Source organism: Pedobacter sp. BAL39 (genome assembly GCF_000170795.1).
In the GTDB taxonomy this organism is placed as follows: domain Bacteria; phylum Bacteroidota; class Bacteroidia; order Sphingobacteriales; family Sphingobacteriaceae; genus Pedobacter.
In genome coordinates, this window is record NZ_ABCM01000002.1 from 193,604 (window position 1) to 214,274 (window position 20,671).

Genomic DNA, 20,671 nt, shown 5'->3' on the forward strand with positions numbered 1-20,671 from the left:
ATTTAATCAATGGATGAACGACGTGTAAATATTTTAAGGGATTCCCGTGCAGAGATCAGCAAGTTACAGCTGCTCTCTGCTTTTTTTGAGCAGGAGTCTGTGTATAAAATTTATTTACGAAGCCAGGTGATCCATCAGTTGTTTGAGCAGAATGAGGAGCTTGATATTGACAAGCTTGAGCTGTTTCATGTTCAGTTCAGTGCCAGTGTGATTGAGCTGCTGAGAAAGATCAAGAAGAATAATGAGAAGAATGTAACCTTGCTCTATGACGAGATACAGCTCAATAAGGAGCTGATGGAACGGATGAGCGACACGGTATATACGACAAAAAACTACCAGCTTGACCAACAAAAGCAGTCACTTAAGATCAACCAGAGCCTGAGGAAGATTTTTCAGGTGTTGTCTGACCATAGTGAGGAGTTTCCTTTTTCAAAAAATATCAATTCTTTCAGTTCGAGGTTCTCCAAGGACTTCTTTTTCCCCATTAGTACGCAGCAGCTCAGTGCGCTTACGGATTACGATGTGAAGGAAATGTATATAGACGTTCATGCCAGTATTCATAAAAAGCTGATGGGGATGTTATGCAAGTACGACTTCAGGACTGCTTTTTTTGTCGGCCTGAAATCGGGGCAGCTCATTGTTGAAGTTTACAAGTTTCTGGATATCGACCGTCATTTTCTGTTTTTTCCGAGCAGGAACCTTTTTCTTTTCTGCGACATGGAAGTCATCAAAGATATAGACATTTCAAATCAGGGTTCTGAAAAGGAGCGGATGATCCAGGAGCTGGCCTATAAGAATGACCGGCTGGAGAGCAGTGCTGCAGCAATGAAGACCTTTATTCCCATTGAAATCATTGACTTACTGGATGACAACTATATCAAAATCTCTGACATTAATTTCCTGGACCATCTCAACAATTTCGATGTACAGGCGAATATTTTAAAAGCCATGCTGAAAACAGATCTTTTTTAGCATTTTTATCATGACATCAACACCCCTCAATTAAAAAAATATGGACAACAATAGTATGATTAATCATCCCGGTGTGATCATCGGTTTTGCAGTGCTGGTAGTAGTGATGCTGCTTCTGGATCTTGGTGTTTTCAATAAAAAGGTGCATGCCGTGTCGAGCAAGGAGGCCGCAATATGGTCCATTGTATGGATTACGCTGTCAATGGCTTTCAGTGGGGTCGTTTACCTGACTTCAGGTTTTGAGAAATTTACACAGTTTCAGTCGGCCTACTGGATTGAGAAAGCACTTTCAGTAGATAACTTATTTGTATTTATCCTTGTTTTTGGATTTTTCAAGGTACCCAAGGAACTGCATCACAAAGTACTTTTCTGGGGAATCATTGGGGCATTGCTTTTCCGCGCCATTTTTATCTTTGCTGGCGTCGGTTTAATCAACCTGACTTATCTTCCGGAAATGGAGCTTTTCGGGCACATGGTCCGCATCAATGTAGTGTTGTTGATTTTCGGTTTATTCCTGATTTACGCAGGAATCAAGTCTGGTACAGGAGATGACGATGATGAGGAGGAGAAGGATTTCAGCAAGAGTGCCGGTGCACGTTTGGTTTATAAATTCTTCAAGGTGAGTAAAGAATTTGACGGCGGTAAGTTTTTTACGATAGAAAATGGTGTCAAGATCGCAACTCCATTGCTGGTGGTGGTTGCAGTAATTGAATTTACCGATCTACTGTTTGCTGTGGATTCCATTCCGGCCATTTTTGCCATTGCGCCAGATGATCCGCTTATTCTTTATACTTCCAATATCTTTGCTATTCTCGGTCTGCGGGCATTGTACTTCCTGTTAGCCAATTTCATTCACATGTTTAGCCTGTTGAAATACGGATTGGCAATTATCCTGACCTTTATTGGTGTAAAGATGGTGATCGCACCGATTTATCACATTTCATCACCTTTGTCATTGTCGATTGTGGGAGGGGTGCTGATCCTATCGGTTATTGCTTCGTTGATCTTCGTGCCTAAGGAAAAGGTTGGATAACTGGATTTTGGAAATAAAAAAAGCTTCCTGAAATATTTCAGGAAGCTTTTTTTATGGATTTTACAATGACTAGTACAATGTAAATTCTACCCTACGGTTTTGTTGACGACCAGCTGCAGTTTTGTTGGTTGCAATTGGTTGGTTTGGTCCGTAACCTGTAGCTTCCACTCTTGATGCATTCACACCCTGAGATACCAGGTAAGCTTTTACAGATTCAGCTCTTTCTTTCGACAAGCGAAGGTTAAGTGCCATAGAACCAGTGTTGTCAGTATGACCTGCCAGTTTAAGGCTGAAGTTTTTCTCTACTAATAAAGCTGCCACTCTGTTCAATGTATTGAATGAAGTAGAACGGATAGTTGCTTTACCTAAGTCAAACTCTAAGTTTTTGATCGCTTCATCAACTACACGACGGTCGGCTTCGGTAACGATTACTTTTTCAGTAACGATAGGTCTTGGAGTTTTCAATGGACATCCGGCACCATCAACCTGAGTATTTGCAGGTGTTCCTGGGCATTTGTCAAATTTGTTTGCTACACCATCGCCATCATCATCACCCATATCTTTGGCGTATTGTTCCTGATCTCTCAATCTGTTTTGCTCTTCAGTAGACAATGCTCTTCTCAGCTCAGCACTTTCAGCGGCACTTTGCTCACGAAGAGCAGCGATAGGGCTGAAGTTTTGTAATTGAGGGGCACCTTTTTTACCAAGGGCAATCTCTACACCAGCATGAGCATAAGAGAACCTGTCGTTGGCTGCACCACTCACGCCATCGAAGTTTTTACCTTTAACAAAGTTTACGTTATAACCAAGGTCGATGTTTACACCATTGGAAATGCCCAGTTTAAAACCTGCACCAACCGGTACGAACCAGTTTTCATGGAATCCCTGATTTGTTGCATTGGCAATTGCAGGAGCACCCGCTTCAGTTCTCAGTGTTGCACCTGAAGACATGTAACCAGCACCTATTGTTGCATACGGAGAAAGGATGTTCTTTTTCTGGTTTAAGCTCAGGTTAGCAATGGTAAAGTTTGCACTTAAAGCTGCTGACCAGTCTATGGATGTAGTAAAGCCAGTCTGATCAAGCTGTGCTTGAGTACCAGGGTAATTATTAGCTCTCATTCCTCTTACCTTACCAGCAAGGAAATCTGCCTGGATACCAAATCCCGGAACGATTTGCTTTTTAACATATGCACCGTAACCCCAGCTTTCAGTAGGCGTATAGAAGTCGCCGTTTGATCTGTTGTTGAATGGAGTGTAATGAGTAAGCATACCCCCATTTAAACCGATTGACCAGGTACGGAAGCTTTTCTTATCAAAACGTTTAGTGGTATCAGAAGACATGTCCTGAGCAAATAAATGCGATGATAATCCCACCAGAGATACAATCATTGCTGTTTTTGTAATGTTAGATTTCATTTTGTTTTCTTGTTAGATGTAAACTTCAGCATCACACTGAATTATTCCTCAGGTTGTAATAATCCTGCCAAAGGCTGATCTGTTGAGAAAATGAGTTTTGAATCTATTAGTAATCAGAATGTTACCGTGACGTTAAGAAATTTGAATAAAATTGATACGCTCAGTTAAAGAATCGAATTTTTGTATAGTATTTGCTACATTTTAGTTAAACGACCTTAATTTTAAAGCTCGAAAACTTCTCCTTTTTCGGGTACATCAACCCGGTATCGGGCTTCTGTCAGCGCATCAGAGAGGCTTTGCATACTTTTGGGCTCGCCATGAACCAGGAAAATGCGCGTATTTTCAACTTTCTGTTGTTGTACGGTGTTCATGAGGTCCTCATGATCACCGTGGCCGCTGAGCAGATCCGTCTGCTGAATAGTGGCATATACCATAAGGTCCCTGTTACGGAGCCTGATGATCGGATCGCCGCGTAACAGACGATGCCCTAGCGTACCTTTAGCACAGTAGCCAATGAAAAGAATGGTGCAGTAGTAGTTTTGTATGTTGTAATACAGGTGGTCCTGAATCCTGCCGCCTTCAAGCATTCCCGCCGAAGAGATGATGATGCAAGGCTCATGGTAATTGGATACAGACATACTTTCTTTTTTATCCTGGACGTAGGAGAGCTCGTCAAAATCAAACTCATCACCTTTGCTGCGATAGAATGCTTTTGCATCCTCATTGAGCAGATCGTGGTGCCTGCGGTAAACATCTGTGGCAAATTCTGCAAGGGGGCTGTCGACGAATATTTTTACCGGTGGGAGCAAGCCTTTACTGAAAATTTGGTTCAGTGCATATACCAGCGCCTGTGTTCTTCCGATGCTAAAGGCGGGGATGATCAGTCTGCCGGGGAATTTGACGCAGGCTTCATTGATGGTCTGTACAAGTTTTTGCTCGAGGGTTTCGAGTTTGGAGTGAAATTTACCACCATACGTCGATTCACAGACCAGGAAGTCCACTTCGGGGATGACTTCAGGATCTACGAGCACAGGGTAATTCTTCCTTCCGATGTCACCGGTAAATGCAATTTTTTTCTCCCGGCCCTCATCATTGATGGTCAGCACGATGGCTGCGGCTCCGAGGAGGTGACCCACAGGAATGAAACATAACGTTACCTGATCATTTATTCTAAATTGCTTATGAAAGCCGACGGTTACAAAACGTTCCACTGTATCCATCACGTGTTTTTGGAGGTACAGAGGCTTCGGGCCTGAACTGCGGTTTTTTCCTTTGGATCGTTTTTGCTGTTTGCTGAGAAAGATGTTTACGGAGTCCAGTAGGAGTAATTCACTAAGGTCTGCCGTTGGTGGAGTACAAAGAATCTGGCCTTGAAAACCCATGCGCACAAGCGTCGGCAGGTTGCCGGAGTGGTCAATGTGTGCATGTGTAAGTATGACAACGTCTAAATCGGCCGGGTCGAAAGGAAAATATTGATTCTCTTCCTGATAAGTTTCCTTTTCATAATCAAGACCGCAATCAATCAGAATATTGTAGTCTTTTAATTGCAGCAGATGCATACTCCCGGTTACCTGTCTTGCTGCTCCCCAAATGGTCAGTTTCATAGTTGTTTGTCGTCCTTAATTTGGCAATATATGTCATTTTAAAAAAATGAACTGCTTTTTTTTATGATTTCTTATACCTCGTATGGCATATTCCAACTTGAAGTCTTGTAACTATAGTCCAAAAATAACGGAACATTGGTGCTTTCCACGATTTTCCATTTCAGCAATTCGTCTGTGAAAGCAGGGGCAGGGAGTTGGCTTCGTATGGCCGCTTTGGTATAAAACTCTTGTCGCTGCGGATGGTGTGGACAGCAGACATTATAGATGTTGCCGAAAGCTTTTCTTTCGATGATGCGTTTGACAACTCCTATACAGTCGTCGAGGTGGACGAGATTAACGGGGGCCTGGCCATTGGCGATGCCGGATTTTCCACTAAAGAACCTTCCCGGGTTTCTGCCTGGGCCTACCAGGCCGGCAAACCTGATGATGGTAGTTGTAAATGCAGGATGGTGAATCAGGTATTGCTCAGTATCCGCCATGGCCTTGCCGGAAGCCGTATCAGGTCGCAGTGGCGAAGCCTCTGTTATCTTTTCATTATGATCACCGTACACTGCGGTGGAGCTGATAAAGATGATTTGTTTTACGCCATGCTTTACCGCTGCACCAGCAATTTGTGTGATTTTTGGAAGAAAGCTGTCCTGCTCTCCGCTGCTGCGTTTGGGGGGGATGTTGATCAGTAGCACCTCCTGACCAAAAAAGAGCGGATCGTAGCTGGACTCTTCCTGTTGAAAGTTGACGAAAAAAGCATTGATATGTGCCGCTTCCATTAATTTTAATTTGTCGGGACTAGTTGTAGAGCCGGATACCCGATAACCTGTCTTGACCAAGGCTGAGGCTAGTGAAAGGCCAAACCATCCGCAGCCGAGAATGCTGATGCCGCTACTGTGATCAAATGACCTTGTTTTTTTATTTGTTTCTTCTGGCAATTTAGGAGTAGTTATGGAGATTGCGATTAGGAGATTAGTTTTTTCATAAAAAAAGGGAAATGTCTTAACATACCCCTTTTTAACTAAACGATTTAGTGTTTAAAGAACAGTTACATTTGCTGCTTCAGGTCCTTTTTTTCCATCATTCAATTCGAATTCCACGCTATCACCTTCATTTAATTCTCTGAAGGAATCTCCTGCAATAGCTGAAAAGTGTACGAAAATATCTTTGCCCCCGTTTTCCGGAGTTATAAATCCAAATCCTTTCGCAGAATTAAACCATTTAACTTTTCCTGTTGTACGCATATTATTATGATATATATTTCGATGTGAAAATAATGAATTGGATTTTGATATCAAAATTTTAAAATTTAACTCATAATATTATTCAATGTGTTACATTTTAACGTTCCGGTCGGGCCAGACAAACCTATTCGCTGTAACATTGTTGTGAAGTAATTAACAGACATCATTACTGCTTATGGAAAACAGAGATAACGAATTTGAAAAAAAACAGGTATTGGTCGAAGGACAGGAAAAACAGGAAAAAGTTAACTATCCTGAGCCTGAAGAAGAGAACCTGGGTTTGGATGCAGATGGCTCCTCAAAGTGGTCTGAAGGGGAAAAACCGTTAAATAATGACAACGACAGGGTGACTGGAAATCCCGATGGTGAGGATGACAGCCATGACTCAACGGTGGCTCCCGGACACTCTCCGTTGATGGATAAATAATGATTCTGGCATTATTTTTACTTGATAGGGTATATACACAAAAAAGATAGGTTATGAAAAAGATATTTTCAATGATTGCATTAACTGTAGTATTGGCTGCATGTGGTAATAATGCAAAGGAAGAAGCCAGAATTAAACAAGAAGCTGCTGCTGCAGTAAGAGATAGTTTAAAATTGGATAGTTTTAACAGAGCTGAGCAACAAAAGATTGCAGTTGCAAAAGAAGAGAAAATAAGAGAAGAAAAACGCATGTTACTTTTGTCTGAGCGTAACGAAGCAGCGGCTGCATCCGCGGCAAATAGTGGCGGTGCAACAGAAGCGACCACTACCAAAAAGAAAGGTTGGAGTCAGGCTGCTAAAGGCGCTGCAATCGGTGCCGGTGCAGGCGCTATCGGCGGGCTATTGATCGATAAGAAAAAAGGAAGAGGTGCGATTATCGGAGGTGTTGTCGGTGCAGGTACCGGTTATGTGATCGGTAGAGGACAAGACCGTAAATCGGGTAGGGTTCAGCCTAAAAATTAAGAAGCTATACGCCGTAAAAAGCAGAAGCGGATGCCATTGGTGTCCGCTTTTTTTATGGGGAATGCATTGGGGAATTCCACATGTTGATTGTGGAGCTCATGCAAATTGGGGAAAATGTGCTACGATGCCTGATCATAAATTGGTTTCTGGCACGACAATGATTTTGTTTTTTTGTAAGATGTGTGCTTAAAAAAGTGTCTTATTTGGTCTTGAACGGAGTTTTTATGTCCATGCACTATGAATGGCCATGCGCTGATCAGATTCTGGTCTGGTTTTTTCAATAGGTAAATCGAAATCATACCCAAAATGAAAACAATTGTCACTTTACTTTTATTATCTGTTGTTTGTTTTTCGAGCTGTAAAAAAGATAGCTCTTACGATAACCTCTCAAATGCCATTTTGAAGAAAGAAGGCGTGCTAAGGGTAGAGTGCAACAATTGTGAAATAAAGTACAATGTTCAAAGCAAAGATTTTGCGACGAATGTGAAAGAAGGAAGCAATGACATTGCATTCTACTATTCAAGTGACTTCGATCTGAAAACTCAATTGATTTCAAAAGAGAATCAAAATATCCGTCTGATGGTGATTGACTCTTACGGAAGGATTATCTCAAATGAGTTGAGCAACTGCTCCGCAGGAGAGGTTCGTGTGAAGTCGTTTAACATCAACATCAAGTAATCTTCAACCAAGAAAATTGATAATTCTTTATAAATGACCAGCAGGTTCTGCTGGTTTTTTTTGCAATCTGTTTCTGTGGAGGTTCATTTCATTCATAATGAATAAGTTGATAGTTATTTTTAACTACATAATGGGGAAATCTCACCACGGGAATACCTTAGTGAAACGGGAGCTGTGTAAAGAGTCATGGTCGGGTAACACGCGTTTGTAAATTGATTTTAAGTGGTATAACGTCGTTTGGACTATTTAGAAAACGATTATTAAAACTGCAAGTATTATGGTATGTTTGCGGCTGTGATGTTGGCCTGATTTTTTCATCAGGGCAATTGAAATCACAAAGGGGAATGAAAGCCAATTATTTTTTCTTTTTATTGATCCTCGGCTCAATTTATTCAGTGTCGGGAGTTTTGCATTCTATGATTTGTTGTAGAATGTCCGGCCATAGAAGAAATGTTGTAGCATCTTTATATAATTCGCTTGATGATGATTTGAAAACAGTTTTGATTTCTATGGGAATGCAACGCCAGATGTTGATGGTATTCCCGGCGGAGCTCAGGTCATTTAATTTTAATATAAAATAACGCTTTCTTAAACTCAATCAAACAACTCATGTATCAGCGTACACTCACATTCATAGACAGATTAAGAAAAAACGGATTGGCAAAGTGGTTCATTTTTGTTTTGATATCCAGTGTGTGCATCTCTTTGCTGCTGAGCTCAATGGGAATGAACCCAAATGTGCTGTTTTACCTGGGTAAGTTTTTAAATGGTAATGAGAAATCCGGACAGGGTGACTCCTGGACAGCCATGACAGAAGCACTGACCTATTTAAGGAAACATCCCATGGACTCTGTTTATGAAGCAATGTTTGCCATCAAGTTAAAGTTTCAATATCCTCTAAGTAGTTTGCTGTTGTTCGACATTCCAAATCGGTTATTTGGATGGTCGTACTACGGTATAGCAAATCTACTTGATTTGGTTTCGCGCATATCCGTAATCGGTACCGGACTTGTGTCTGCAAAGATACTGACACTGGTACTTCATGAACAAAGGTTTGAGAAATTGCAGATTGCCTCACGTTTTACTACAGTTGCACTTTATGTACTGGTTTTTGCCCTGATGCTTTTGTTCTACCCACTGCTCCGTTCCTATTATCTTGGACAGATCCAGACCATACTTACATTTCTTACTGTACTTTCTATTTTGTGCTGGCAGTACAACAGACGCATGATGGCCGGGATATTGATTGGTTTAATCTGCGTAGTAAAACCCCAGCTTGGTGTCCTTTTTCTATGGGGATTGATCAGGAAACAATGGAAAATGTTTTTTGCAGGAATGTTTGTACTGGGCATTTTTTCTGCGATCTCTATTGGGTTCTATGGTTTCAAAAATAACCTGCAGTATCTGGAGGTGCTTTCTTACCTTTCACATCACGGGGAGACCTATTATCCAAATCAGTCCATAAACGGATTGGTAAACCGTTTCACTTTCAATGGTCTGATTCTGGATTGGGATGGTAAATTTCCGCCATACTCGGATGTGGTTTATTTTATTACTGTGATTTCTTCCGCCACAATTATGTTGGTCAGCTTATTCTGGAATTACACCACGAAATATCCGCATATCATTGATTTTTGTTTAGTCATTCTATGCACTACTATTGCTTCTCCAATTGCATGGGAGCATCATTATGGCATCCTGTTTCCGATATTCATTATTCTTTCGCCTTACGCGTGTTATTACAATGAGGATAAGAAGTTTGCACTATTGCTGTTTGGGTTTGGGTTTTTGCTTGCTTCGCAATATTTCGAGGCAGTGAAATCCTTGGCTGACTCGCGCTGGAATGTGTTGCAGTCGTATTTATTTTTTGGTGCGGTGATCATTGTGGCATTTCTTTTTCAGGTGTCTTACCGGATCAACCGAAAAATAAAAGATGAGCCATCTCCATTGAAATAACTCATCTTGATAATTTAGATTCCCTGCACAAATTGTGGCGTTTCCGTAGCTGTTATGATTACTTTGCCCTTATCAGTAGGAATTGTTTTCATTTCAAAGTCGTCCGAATTCGGTCTTAAGGTGTAGACCAGGGCGACTTTTGCTCTCTTCAGGTCCAGTTCTACTTCTTCCTTTCTATCAACCTCATCAGGCACCGTCAGCACAAACATTTCTTTTTTTCCAAGCTTGTAAATGTCTACGATAGGATCCGAATTCATGCTACCGTAATAGGTGTAGTTGCCCATAAATTTGCTGATTTGAGTAAGGTAATGGGCAACCGGTCTTTTTCCATCATGTGTTACGAATCCTGAGGTACCAAACGGACCTCCGGAACTGGTTCCTGGTGCATCTGTGTCAAACAGCTGGTAGAAGAAGTTCCTGCTCACCCCATGTCTGGCATATAACAAAGCAGAGCGTAGGATCCAATCGGCCTGAACGACTTCCACAGGTTTGTCTCCGATCGGAATGGCGCGTTGTACACTTGTTGGCTGTAAGTCATATCCAGATTCAGTGGTCCAGACCTCAATTTTTCTGGAGGCAGGTGCCAGCGTAGCAGCATAGTCTACAAACTCATCGGCAACATCGCCCATCACATTAAGTTCAGGAGCAACACCTCTTTTCTTATTGACAAATTTTTTGAACCAGCCGGTGTTATCATTAGAATAAAGATGATAATTGATCACGTCAAAACATAGGTTTACACTTCCATCCTTGTTCAACCCACGATTGTCCTTACACCATTGTACCATTGCTTTGATATAGTTAAGGTCTGCTTTGGCTAGACCACCCAACACTACCTTTATACTAGTGTCTGCGGTTTTTATACCTACATTTTTGCCCAGCGTTCCTTTATGACCATCATAGAAAGCCGACAAGTTTGCAGCATATTCCATAGGTGTCATTTCTGCTGCTTTTCCCCTCCACCATTTGTCTGGTTCGTTACTGCACTCGACATATTTGACAAGGTCCATTCCGATTTTCACGGTATTGACCCGGTCACCATTCCATCTCGGTACAGAATTGACTTTAACCAGTGATGAATCGATGGTTTTATTACTTCCATATCTTGCGGCAAACTGAAATGCTGCTTTGCCAAGGGCAAGGTAAGATGCCGGTTTCTGCCGATCTGCTTTGTAGGCGATCGGAGCAATTTCATTGTTGCGTTCCTGTGTAGGGTAGGTATTGTACAGCCAGTCCGGCACATTCTTTATGCATACAAGCATCAGTATATTTTCCTTTTTCGCCCTGGTGTAAACCAGGTCCAGGTTCCAGCCACCACGGTGAGTTGGGTTAAAGGTGTAGTCATTTTGTTTGTCCTCAATTTTTTCCCAGTCCAGGTAATGCCTGACCTGTGTAAATGATTTGATCAGTGCCAGATTAGGCTCATAGATATTGTCGACATCCTTCAGGTCATTTGGATTTTGCAGGAAATCCCACTCAAAAGCATTGATGCCGAACATGTCGTTCATCTTGATGTTCTGGACCTTTGCGCGTTCTATATGGTTTGGGCTGAGATCCTTATTACAACCCATTGAGACGCAGAGCGGGAGCGCCAACAGGATGTGTAGTGCTTTGATGTGTAATTTTATCATTATTGATTCAAAATTTGATTGTTACTAATATATAACAATATCTTTAAATCTCTATCTTAGTAGACGATTATCACATATACGGGCCGTAAAATGGCATGATTTTGCATTAAAGACGATTGATAATTATTCATTAAATTACACCTCAATCAAAATCAATTCAATGAAGGCAGCGGTTCTTATACTCGCACATAAAAATGTCTGGCAACTCCAGCAGCTGGTCAATCGCTTAAGTGAGGACTTCGACGTTTACATCCATGCTGATGCGAAGTGGGAGCTTGATGAGTCACTATTCAAAAACGATCCGAATGTCTTTATGGTCAAACGCCATATTGTGAACTGGGGCAGCTACCATCAGATTCTGGCCACGCTGGAATTGTTTAACACTTCATTTAAAAAGGACTACGACTATTATATGCTGATCAGCGGACTGGATCTGCCCGTCAAGAGCAACATTTTTATTAAAAATTTCATGGAAAACAACCTGACCCGGAGCTTCGTGAATAGTGAAAGCCTCCCCAAAAAAGCATGGGCAGGTCAGAATGGTGGATTTGACCGGATTGATTATTATTTTGGCCTTGATTTTAATACTGGGGTTGATATACTGAAAAGAAAGGCGTTCTCTTTTATACAGCGGTTGCAACGAAAATATGGCTTTCGCAGGAAACGTTTCGACATTGAGTTCTATGGGGGCTGGAATTGGGTGAACCTGAATAGGGAAGCCATGCAGTACCTGATGAATTTCCTGAAGGAAAAGCCAGCTTTTTTAAAGTCCTTTAAAAATACTTATTGCGCAGATGAAATTTGGCTGCAGACCGTTTTGTTAAATGGCCCCCTTGAGATCGTAAATAACAATTATCGTTATACCAGCTGGGAAGATCATGCTTCACACCCGAAGTTGCTGACGATGCAAGATCTGGAAGCGTTGAAACAGTCTGAAGATCTTTTTGCGCGAAAATTTGACGAGCAGGAAGACCGGAAAGTGATAGAAGCCGTATATCAAATGACGAAATGAAATATATTCAGGCATTATTTTTGAAAATCGGGTGGCATATATAGTTAAAATGGATTCAAAAAAAATTAGCAATCTCTCGGGGATTTTTTTTCAGACGGGTTTTCTACTGATTTCTATCATCACGCTTACGCTTTTTATCTCTTCATTAACTTTCTTTCTGCATGGCGGGATGGGGGGCTGGCAGCTACCTCTGGCTACCGTTCTGGCTGTTGGTCTGCATTATCTTGTTTTTCGTAGCGAGGATGGAGGACAAGCTCATTTTTTGACCGTTTGTGGTTTGTCTTTTCTTATCATTATTCTTTCAATACTTGTGGGAGGATATTTCTACGATACTTCTTTTGATGGACAGGCGTATCATATGGAGGCGATGATCCAGATGAAGCGTGGCTGGAATCCCTACTGGGAATATTTGCCGGACAGTGTTAATCAGGCGATATGGGTAAATCATTATGCCAAAGGAATGGAGACGGTACAGGCGGCATTCTATTGTACATTTGGTAATATAGAAACAGGGAAAGCCATTAACATCTGGATTTGGGTCAGTAGTTTCCTGTTTACGTCTTCGCTATTGTTAAACTTTCGAGCCCTGTCTTTCAGGAAGTCACTATTTATTAGTGGATTGTTGGCCTGTAATCCTATTGTGATCAATCAATTGCTGAGTTATTATGTCGATGGACCTTTGGGGGCATTGATTCTTTGCCTTGTCATTTGCTGTATATATATCATTAGAAAAGCAGAATTCAAATACCTGCTGTTACTGGGAATCCTTATTGTAGTACTTGTCAACCTTAAGTTTACAGCGATACTCTATCTTGCAGTTTTCATTGGAGGTTTTCTGATTTGGTTACTGTTCCGTAAGGATTATCTCATTACCAGGAAACTTTTTTTCTGGTCTCTGGGAGCTGGCATACTCGCTATTGTCATCGGCTTTAATCCCTACATTACCAACACGGTAAATTTTAAACATCCATTGTATCCTTTGATGGGTAAGGATAAGGTGGATATCATTTACGAGCTGAACCTGCCAACAGGTTTTGAGCACAAATCCGGATTAGAACGTTTCATTACTGCAACATTTTCCAGGACGGACAACATTTATCCAAACAGTATTTACAGGCCGCAGTATAAGATTCCGTTTACATTTAACAAGACTGACATCTGTTATGCACCGATGGTGGATGCAAGGCTTGGCGGATTTGGTCCCTGGTTCAGTGGAATTGTGATATTTTCTTTCGCATTGTTACTGTTGCTCTGTTTTAAGGGAATAAAAGATGCCTTTTTCAGGAACATGATGCTGTTATTTCTACTGATTGTGGTTGCTGTTGTGGTGATGCCGGAGTCCTGGTGGGCGAGGTATGTTCCGCAATTATGGGCATTGCCTATTATTCTTCTAATTTGTGCGGAGCTGGCGTTGAAGAATAGGTTCATTTATTTCAGACGTTTTATTTACCTGTTAATTATTGGAAATCTGATGTTTAATGCACCAATGGTAATCTTCAATATGATTTTAACCAGTACCATCAACTATCAGATAAAATCTCTTAAGACCTCATCAGGACCGGTTGATGTAGATTTCGGTGCTTCAGCCAGTAACCGCATCCGTTTTGAAGAGAATCACATTCCTTACCGTTTGAAGAGTCTTGTAAAATTAGAAGGGGAGGCAAAAGAATATATTGCGGGATCACAGACACAGTTTATCATTCCCGAGGATGTGGATCGTAAAATCCCAGTTCCTTTTTTGGTAAGAATGACTGAAGGGGTACTTCCATTTATGTGGGAATATTATGGTCGTTAAAACTGGCGTTTTAAATTGAATGAGGTGTAGCTGGGACAGTTAGTGGATTCAATTCCCCAAAATACATGACTACAGTCGCATTTTAGCAGGCACAGAATGAGGGGATTTTAATTATTTCTGCTTTTTTATAGAAATAATTATGCTTCTGACGTTTTTTGCCAGAATATCTTGATAATATGGTGATTATATTCCTATCTTAAAGTATTCTTTTTTGAAAAATGATTTAAAGAACATGACAATTTTAAGGAATTACTTTCTTTAGAATACTGTTTTAAGTGGCTCGTATATAATAGAGTTTTATTATAAAATGATCTATAAATTGTGTTTTTATTGACATATATTTGAAAGATAATAAATTTAGTACAGTAAACTTCAGCGCATACGCAAAACACATATACCCTAAAAAATATCAACCTATAAAAAATGGAAAGTGCATCATTCGATAGAAAACAGGTACTAATAGTTGATGATGAGCCCAGCATTTTAAAGCTGCTGAACTTTATCCTGTCCAAGCAGTACGATATCCATGCTTCTGAAAGCGGTTATAAGGCTCATCTTTGGCTGGAGGACGGAAATTTTCCGGATATCATCATTTTAGATCTGCACATGCCGCATTTTGACGGGAGTTCTTTTTTGAAGAGCATTAAGATCAGCGGTTATTATCGGGATATTCCGGTGATTATTTTATCGGCAGCAGACAATCTGGATAGTATCGTTGCCAATTTTCCCTTCCGTGTGGAGGCATTTTTCCCTAAGCCATTCAATCCTGAAAGTTTAAAATCAAAAATGGCTGAGATTTTGGAGTCTACATCAAACCCTATTAATAAATAAATGGATTACAATTACAAAGGAATAAGACTGGTGTATTCTGGTGCGGAACTGTCAGCGGAATCAGCTGAGAGTTTATCCAGGGAATATAACCTCGTCAATATAGGGGACGCCTCTAACCTGGAAGACTATCTGAGTTCTCTTTCGTTATTCACGACTCCGGATGTGATCATGATTGAGGTGCACGATGAGGAACTGGTATTTTCCATTATTGCGAAAATCAAAAATAATCCACTGACAAGCGGGCTGATTATTGTACTGCTTGGGCACATGCCTGATAAACGTTTGAGAAATCGCGCCATTAAAGCAAAAATTCATGATCTTTATTTTTACCCCTATAATGTAGAGGATTTAAAGGACAGACTCAATTTTCTGATCAAATTTAAGCTGATCAAGCCAAATATTGAACAGTTATCGGTCATTAAGAAACAACGGGAGTATCAGATCCCTACCTTAAAAAGGGTATTTGATGTTGTGTCTTCTGGATTTATTCTCTTATTGTTATCACCGATACTGTTAATTGTTGCTATTCTGATTAAGCTGGATTCCAAAGGACCGGTCATTTACAAGAGTAAACGGGTGGGTACCGGATACAAAATTTTCGACTTTTATAAATTCAGGTCCATGAAGAGTGGTGCCGACAAAGAGCTTAAAAGCCTATCTGCACTCAATCAGTACGCGGATGATGGCAGCGGCACCAATGCCTTTGTGAAAATTAAAAACGATCCCAGAATTACCAAATTGGGTAATTTCCTTCGTAATTCCAGTCTGGACGAGTTGCCTCAGCTGATTAATGTGTTGAAAGGTGACATGTCACTCGTTGGGAACAGGCCTTTGCCTTTATATGAGGCGGAGATGCTGACCTCAAATGAATGGTCACTTCGCTTTTTGGGGCCTTCAGGGCTGACGGGGTTATGGCAGATCAGTAAACGTGGAAAGGGCGATATGTCAGATACTGAACGCAAAAAGCTGGATAATTTTTACGCTAAAAATTACTCTATCTGGTTTGATCTGAGCATCATTTTGAAAACCTTCCCGGCCCTTATCCAAAAAGAAAAAGTATAATTTACCTTATCAAAGAAAATAATAACCAAAAAAATGAAAAAAATAACAACGCTTACCTGTCTATTGATCACCTTTCTTTCTTTCGCTGCATCTGCGCAGGAGACGATACTTACTGATTTAAATCCTACTTTGCTTGATAAATACATTAGCATGGCCAAAGAGTACTACCCTAAACGTAAGGTTTCGGTAGCACAGGAAGAATCAGCAAAGATTGCGATTCCGATGGCTAAGCTTTCTTACTTAGATATTTTTACAGCATCGTATTTCTACAGACCTGATCAGAACGATGCGATCAATATTGAAAACCCGTACTCGGTAAATGGTTTTCAGTTTGGTGTAAACGTCAACCTGGGAACGTTGCTGACCAGACCTTATGTGGTGAAGAAAGCCAAGGCAGATTATAAAGTAGCGCAGTTACAGACTCAGGATTTTGATATGTTTTTGGCGACAGAGGTCAAACGCAGGTATTATGCCTATGTGCAAACTCAAAGCCAGTTGAAAATCAGCACACAGACTGCACAGGAAAACAAAAATATTTCTGAAACTGCAAAGTACCGGTTTGAAAAAGGAGAGGCTACACTTGATGCCTACAATGCAACAAGAATCCTGCTGGCCAATTCCAATACCAGTAAAATTCAGGCAGAAGTAAATTTCCTGATTGCTAAAGATTCTTTGGAAGAGATTATAGGTGCAAAACTTTCAGACGTTAAATAGCGTTAAATATTAGCAAAGAGAAATTCAAGAATGGACATCAAAGCCTTTTTAAAATTATTAAACCGTTATAAGTGGATACTGATTATAGTTCCACTTATTGCGGTTACAGTTACATACTTCCTTGTCAGGAAGCTCCCTAAAACTTATAGTTCTGAAGCGAAGATTGCCACGGGGATCATCGATCCATCGAAGCAGGTTGCGGGTACTCAGGATAATTCGGACTGGTTTAAGACCACGAACCAGTTTAATAACATCATCGAAAAGATGAAAATGAGAAAGATCATGTCGATTCTTTCATATAATCTGATTCTTCATGATCTGGAAAACCCTAAAGCGGCTTTCAAGCCAAATAGTGAAAAAATAGATTCACTTTCGGCAGCTGATAAACAAAATGTCATTGCGGAGTTCCGCCAGCAGTTATTGTTAAAAGCACCTGTATCGCCGTTTTCGGAGGGTAAAACTAAATACCAGCTGGCCAATATCATCGCGTCTATGGGCTATGATGATGTGTCGGTGAATAAGGACCTGGAGATCGCTCATCAGGACAATAGTGATTTTGTCAATGTAAAATATACATCTGACAATCCATTTTTATCTGCCTTCGTGGTGAATACCTTAACCACTGAATTTATCAATAACTTCGGTCTGGATGTAGATTATAACCAGAACCAGAGCAATCAGGTACTGGACTCTTTGTTGAAAGTAAAACAAAGGGACATGGATCAGAAGAATGCTTCATTGAAAGATTTCAAAACCAAAAATGGCGTGCTCAATCTGGACAAGCAATCTGAAATGGTCTATCAGCAGATTACGCAGGCCGAGGATAAAAAGGCCCAGGTGATCAGGGACCTCCAGTCGAATCAAGGTGCGCTTCGGGCGATTGATGCCCGATTGAGAAGTGCTGATCCTAATATGGGTAAAAATGTGGTTGCGGACAATGCTGAGGTCCTCAATGTGAGAAATCAGATTGAGCTGGCAAACAGACGGTATATTGATGGTGGATTCAAACTTGCCGACAAGAAAAAAGTAGATTCGCTGACCGCAATTCAGGTGGCTTTAACATCCAGAAATTCTGATAAATATGTGGTAGATCCGCAGGTTTCCAGACAAAATCTGTTACAGCGAAAATATGAGCTGGAGACCACTGTAGCCCAATTGAGTGCCAGTGTGTCGGCAATAGACAGAGAGCTTGCCACTGCACGTTCTAAATACAATGCAATGGTTCCTTTTGATGCAGGGATTCAGAATTATGTGCGTGATGCGGATGTTGCGACCAAAGACTATCTGGAGGCACTGGGCAGGTTTAATGAAACACAGACTGCACAGAACATCAGCATGAAACTGCAGATCGCACAGATTGGTCTACCAGGAAAGGCGGAGTCTTCGAAGGCCATCATTTATGTTGCAGGCTCGGGGGTCGCTTCATTTGTGATTTGTCTTTCTGTGCTGATTGTATTGTTCCTGATGGATAACTCTATTTACACTGCATTGCAACTTGCATCCGCTACGAAGTCTAAGGTTTTGGGCAGCATCAATTTTCTTCCTGAACTGGATAAAAATATCAAGTCCATCTGGAATGAGTCGGAAGACAATACAAACTTCGGGGTACATAAGGATTTGCTACGGTCGCTCCGTTTTGAAGTCGCCAGTGAGATGGCTCAGGATGATAGTCGCATTTTAGGGATCACTAGTCTGGAGCCTGGGGAGGGAAAAACATTCGTGGCTTCGAACCTTGCCTATGCATTTGCAATGACTGGTAAGAAAGTACTACTGATTGCCGGCGATGAAAAGACACAGCAGGTGGCGTCGGGTTCGAAACAGCTGACAACAAGCCAGAACTTTGAGACTTTCCTGGCAAAAAGAGAAATTCAGGTGGATGACCTGATTACCAGGCTGAATAAAATTGAAGAGCATAAATCTTTACTTGAGATTCAGAATGAGAAGAACCTTGCTTCGGGATTTGACATTCTTAAGAAACAATTTGATATCATTATTATTGATGTCAATAGCCTGAGCACGATTAACCTTGCGAAGGAGTGGCTTTCATTCACCGAACGGAACTTCATCGTTTTTGAGTCGGGAAGGGCATTGACAGATGAAGACAAGAGTGTAATTTTCAGCCATAAAAACAATGATGGGTTTATGGGATTTGTATTAAATAAAATAAAACTGGCAGAGCTCAACAACAATTAGTTGCAGAGCTACAAGATCATATGCAGGAAATTTCCCATTATCTCTTCTTTCGGAAGTCCAAGCTTAAGTTTGTTATTTTTGGGCTGCTGGTAGCGCTGTTTGTCAGTTTTGCTACGTTTAAGGTGGCGATTTTGGGGCCCTTACTGCTCATCTTTGGGTGTATAGCCATCGTTTACCTGATTTTCTTATTTAGGAATCCAAGGGTAGGCTTTGTGACGCTGATTGTCTATTGTTTTACAATGGGCTTTCTAGGGCTTGAACTGGGAAGTTACCCTTTTGGGATTGGGATCGAGGTTTTTCTGCTGCTGACCTGGATTTCATCGTTATTGTACTATAAGAAAGCAACCTGGGCCTACATCAGAACAGACCTGAACCTATTGTTTCTGCTTTGGTTGATCTATAGCATTATACTTGTGATTAACCCCGGAGCGAGTCCTCGCGGTTGGCTTCAGGAAATTAGAAGTGAAGCGCTTTACCCGGTGCTGATGATCCCATTGTCGATGGTGATCTTTAATAAAAAGGAAGATCTTGATTTCTTTATCAAGCTGATTTTGGGTCTTGCTTTATTGGCGGCATTAAATGGAGTTCGTCAGCTGCATGTGGGGCTTACACCTGGAGAAGTTGCGTTTTTAAACAGTCCTCAGGGAGCGACACACATGATCTGGGGGAAACTCAGAGTGTTTTCTTTTTATGATGCCGGACAGTTCGGTGCCTCTCAGGCCGTGTTTGTGGTAATTGCAGTAGTGCTTGCATTTGGGACGAAAACTTTCTGGAAGAAAATGCTATTGCTGGGGATTGGACTGATCTTTACTTATGCGATGCTGATCTCCGGTACGCGGGGTGCATTGTTCGCTCTGGTAGTCGGTGCCTTTTTTGCATTGCTGCTGACTAAAAATTACAGGATCCTTTTCGCGGGTGGTGTGTTTATGCTCATGTTTCTTTTCGTATTGAAATTTACGACAATAGGAAGTGGAAATTACAATATACATCGTTTCCGTACAGCATTGGATCCTACCGACCCGTCGTTAAACGTTCGTTTCAACACGCAGCGTATACTTAAGGAATACATGAGTACCAGGCCTTTCGGAGGCGGTCTCGGCGTACTTGGCGCCTTTTCAAAATACAATAAAGACAAATTTTTGTCGGTCATTCAGCCTGACAGTTATTGGGTGAAGATCTGGGCGATGTGTGGAATCGTAGGGCTTACACTTTGGTTCACCATGCTGATGTATATTCTTGGAAAGTGTTGCCGTATCGTATGGCTTACTCAAAACGAAAAACTGAAGTTTAAGTTGATTGCCCTGCTATCAGCTACTGTGGGGATTTTCTTCTGTAGCTATGGAAACGAGGTCATCAATGTGATGCCATCTTCATTGGTGTGTTATCTGTCCTGGGCTTTCATTTACCTTTCACCGAGGTTTGACCGCGAGTTGAAAGAGGAGGAACTTATAAAGGCACAAAGCGAGCTGGAAGAGGCAGAGGAGAATGAGCGTTTGCTCCAGCGTCTGTCTGCTCCAAGGAAAAATTTAAGAATCAGTTAATTCAGGCTATAGTCTGATAAAATAAACGAATATGCCTTTTGAGATTTTTATTA

Annotated in this window: 18 protein-coding genes; 13 read left to right on the plus strand and 5 right to left on the minus strand. The window is 41.2% G+C overall.

Features of this window, described 5'->3' with window-relative positions:
- The first annotated feature begins 9 nt into the window (after nucleotides 1–9).
- Nucleotides 10–972 (plus strand): hypothetical protein, encoded by a 963-nt coding sequence (locus tag PBAL39_RS03095; protein WP_008238197.1) that lies wholly within the window; start codon nucleotides 10–12, stop codon nucleotides 970–972.
- 40 nt (nucleotides 973–1,012) lie between these two features.
- Nucleotides 1,013–2,005 (plus strand): TerC/Alx family metal homeostasis membrane protein, encoded by a 993-nt coding sequence (locus PBAL39_RS03100; RefSeq protein ID WP_008238199.1) that lies wholly within the window; start codon nucleotides 1,013–1,015, stop codon nucleotides 2,003–2,005.
- A 69-nt stretch (nucleotides 2,006–2,074) separates the two neighbouring features.
- On the opposite strand, the gene PBAL39_RS03105 is transcribed toward PBAL39_RS03100, so the two are convergent.
- From PBAL39_RS03105 to PBAL39_RS03120, 4 genes are all read right to left on the minus strand, one after another.
- Nucleotides 2,075–3,421: an OmpA family protein gene (locus tag PBAL39_RS03105; RefSeq protein ID WP_008238201.1), complete on the minus strand. Its 1,347-nt coding sequence runs from the start codon at nucleotides 3,419–3,421 to the stop codon at nucleotides 2,075–2,077.
- 221 nt (nucleotides 3,422–3,642) lie between these two features.
- Nucleotides 3,643–5,025: an MBL fold metallo-hydrolase RNA specificity domain-containing protein gene (locus tag PBAL39_RS03110; protein ID WP_008238204.1), complete on the minus strand. Its 1,383-nt coding sequence runs from the start codon at nucleotides 5,023–5,025 to the stop codon at nucleotides 3,643–3,645.
- Between the two features lie 71 nt (nucleotides 5,026–5,096).
- Nucleotides 5,097–5,951, minus strand: coding sequence for an SDR family oxidoreductase (locus PBAL39_RS03115; protein ID WP_008238206.1), 855 nt, complete (start codon nucleotides 5,949–5,951; stop codon nucleotides 5,097–5,099).
- A gap of 99 nt (nucleotides 5,952–6,050) precedes the next feature.
- Nucleotides 6,051–6,257, minus strand: coding sequence for a cold-shock protein (locus PBAL39_RS03120; protein WP_008238208.1), 207 nt, complete (start codon nucleotides 6,255–6,257; stop codon nucleotides 6,051–6,053).
- Between the two features lie 175 nt (nucleotides 6,258–6,432).
- Between PBAL39_RS03120 and PBAL39_RS03125 the strand changes: the two genes are divergently transcribed.
- The 4 genes from PBAL39_RS03125 (at nucleotide 6,433) to PBAL39_RS03140 (ending at nucleotide 9,839) form a co-directional block, all read left to right on the plus strand.
- Nucleotides 6,433–6,684, plus strand: a complete 252-nt coding sequence (locus tag PBAL39_RS03125) for a hypothetical protein (RefSeq protein WP_008238210.1) — start codon at nucleotides 6,433–6,435, stop codon at nucleotides 6,682–6,684.
- Between the two features lie 53 nt (nucleotides 6,685–6,737).
- A complete protein-coding gene (locus PBAL39_RS03130; RefSeq protein WP_008238211.1) occupies nucleotides 6,738–7,205 on the plus strand; it encodes a YMGG-like glycine zipper-containing protein in 468 nt (155 codons plus the stop codon).
- A gap of 306 nt (nucleotides 7,206–7,511) precedes the next feature.
- Nucleotides 7,512–7,883: a hypothetical protein gene (locus tag PBAL39_RS03135; RefSeq protein ID WP_008238212.1), complete on the plus strand. Its 372-nt coding sequence runs from the start codon at nucleotides 7,512–7,514 to the stop codon at nucleotides 7,881–7,883.
- Between the two features lie 609 nt (nucleotides 7,884–8,492).
- On the plus strand, nucleotides 8,493–9,839 hold the full coding sequence (locus PBAL39_RS03140; RefSeq protein ID WP_008238213.1) for a glycosyltransferase family 87 protein: 1,347 nt from the start codon (nucleotides 8,493–8,495) through the stop codon (nucleotides 9,837–9,839).
- Nucleotides 9,840–9,853: 14 nt separating this feature from the next.
- On the opposite strand, the gene PBAL39_RS03145 is transcribed toward PBAL39_RS03140, so the two are convergent.
- Nucleotides 9,854–11,470 (minus strand): hypothetical protein, encoded by a 1,617-nt coding sequence (locus PBAL39_RS03145; protein WP_050784298.1) that lies wholly within the window; start codon nucleotides 11,468–11,470, stop codon nucleotides 9,854–9,856.
- A gap of 160 nt (nucleotides 11,471–11,630) precedes the next feature.
- On the opposite strand from PBAL39_RS03145, the gene PBAL39_RS03150 reads away from it, so the two are divergent.
- From PBAL39_RS03150 to PBAL39_RS03180, 7 genes are all read left to right on the plus strand, one after another.
- Complete coding sequence (locus PBAL39_RS03150) at nucleotides 11,631–12,482, plus strand: beta-1,6-N-acetylglucosaminyltransferase (RefSeq protein WP_008238216.1); 852 nt, start codon at nucleotides 11,631–11,633, stop codon at nucleotides 12,480–12,482.
- A 49-nt stretch (nucleotides 12,483–12,531) separates the two neighbouring features.
- Nucleotides 12,532–14,277, plus strand: coding sequence for a hypothetical protein (locus PBAL39_RS03155; RefSeq protein WP_008238217.1), 1,746 nt, complete (start codon nucleotides 12,532–12,534; stop codon nucleotides 14,275–14,277).
- 423 nt (nucleotides 14,278–14,700) lie between these two features.
- Complete coding sequence (locus PBAL39_RS03160) at nucleotides 14,701–15,108, plus strand: two-component system response regulator (RefSeq protein ID WP_008238219.1); 408 nt, start codon at nucleotides 14,701–14,703, stop codon at nucleotides 15,106–15,108.
- Complete coding sequence (locus PBAL39_RS03165; RefSeq protein ID WP_008238220.1) at nucleotides 15,109–16,170, plus strand: sugar transferase; 1,062 nt, start codon at nucleotides 15,109–15,111, stop codon at nucleotides 16,168–16,170.
- A 33-nt stretch (nucleotides 16,171–16,203) separates the two neighbouring features.
- Nucleotides 16,204–16,884, plus strand: a complete 681-nt coding sequence (locus tag PBAL39_RS03170) for a TolC family protein (protein WP_008238221.1) — start codon at nucleotides 16,204–16,206, stop codon at nucleotides 16,882–16,884.
- Between the two features lie 30 nt (nucleotides 16,885–16,914).
- The gene (locus PBAL39_RS03175) at nucleotides 16,915–19,077 is read left to right on the plus strand and encodes an AAA family ATPase (RefSeq protein ID WP_008238222.1); all 2,163 of its coding nucleotides are present in this window, start codon (nucleotides 16,915–16,917) and stop codon (nucleotides 19,075–19,077) included.
- A 20-nt stretch (nucleotides 19,078–19,097) separates the two neighbouring features.
- Entirely contained in the window at nucleotides 19,098–20,618 is a 1,521-nt protein-coding gene (locus PBAL39_RS03180) for an O-antigen ligase (protein WP_008238228.1), read from the plus strand.
- Nucleotides 20,619–20,671: the final 53 nt, after the last annotated feature.

Coding starts and splice junctions, on each gene's coding strand:
- PBAL39_RS03095 (WP_008238197.1), top strand. CDS start 10: ATGGATGAACGACGTGTAAATATTTTAAGGGATTCCCGTGCAGAGATC.
- PBAL39_RS03100 (WP_008238199.1), top strand. CDS start 1,013: ATGGACAACAATAGTATGATTAATCATCCCGGTGTGATCATCGGTTTT.
- PBAL39_RS03105 (WP_008238201.1), bottom strand. CDS start 3,421: ATGAAATCTAACATTACAAAAACAGCAATGATTGTATCTCTGGTGGGA.
- PBAL39_RS03110 (WP_008238204.1), bottom strand. CDS start 5,025: ATGAAACTGACCATTTGGGGAGCAGCAAGACAGGTAACCGGGAGTATG.
- PBAL39_RS03120 (WP_008238208.1), bottom strand. CDS start 6,257: ATGCGTACAACAGGAAAAGTTAAATGGTTTAATTCTGCGAAAGGATTT.
- PBAL39_RS03125 (WP_008238210.1), top strand. CDS start 6,433: ATGGAAAACAGAGATAACGAATTTGAAAAAAAACAGGTATTGGTCGAA.
- PBAL39_RS03130 (WP_008238211.1), top strand. CDS start 6,738: ATGAAAAAGATATTTTCAATGATTGCATTAACTGTAGTATTGGCTGCA.
- PBAL39_RS03135 (WP_008238212.1), top strand. CDS start 7,512: ATGAAAACAATTGTCACTTTACTTTTATTATCTGTTGTTTGTTTTTCG.
- PBAL39_RS03140 (WP_008238213.1), top strand. CDS start 8,493: ATGTATCAGCGTACACTCACATTCATAGACAGATTAAGAAAAAACGGA.
- PBAL39_RS03145 (WP_050784298.1), bottom strand. CDS start 11,470: ATGATAAAATTACACATCAAAGCACTACACATCCTGTTGGCGCTCCCG.
- PBAL39_RS03150 (WP_008238216.1), top strand. CDS start 11,631: ATGAAGGCAGCGGTTCTTATACTCGCACATAAAAATGTCTGGCAACTC.
- PBAL39_RS03155 (WP_008238217.1), top strand. CDS start 12,532: ATGGATTCAAAAAAAATTAGCAATCTCTCGGGGATTTTTTTTCAGACG.
- PBAL39_RS03160 (WP_008238219.1), top strand. CDS start 14,701: ATGGAAAGTGCATCATTCGATAGAAAACAGGTACTAATAGTTGATGAT.
- PBAL39_RS03165 (WP_008238220.1), top strand. CDS start 15,109: ATGGATTACAATTACAAAGGAATAAGACTGGTGTATTCTGGTGCGGAA.
- PBAL39_RS03170 (WP_008238221.1), top strand. CDS start 16,204: ATGAAAAAAATAACAACGCTTACCTGTCTATTGATCACCTTTCTTTCT.
- PBAL39_RS03175 (WP_008238222.1), top strand. CDS start 16,915: ATGGACATCAAAGCCTTTTTAAAATTATTAAACCGTTATAAGTGGATA.
- PBAL39_RS03180 (WP_008238228.1), top strand. CDS start 19,098: ATGCAGGAAATTTCCCATTATCTCTTCTTTCGGAAGTCCAAGCTTAAG.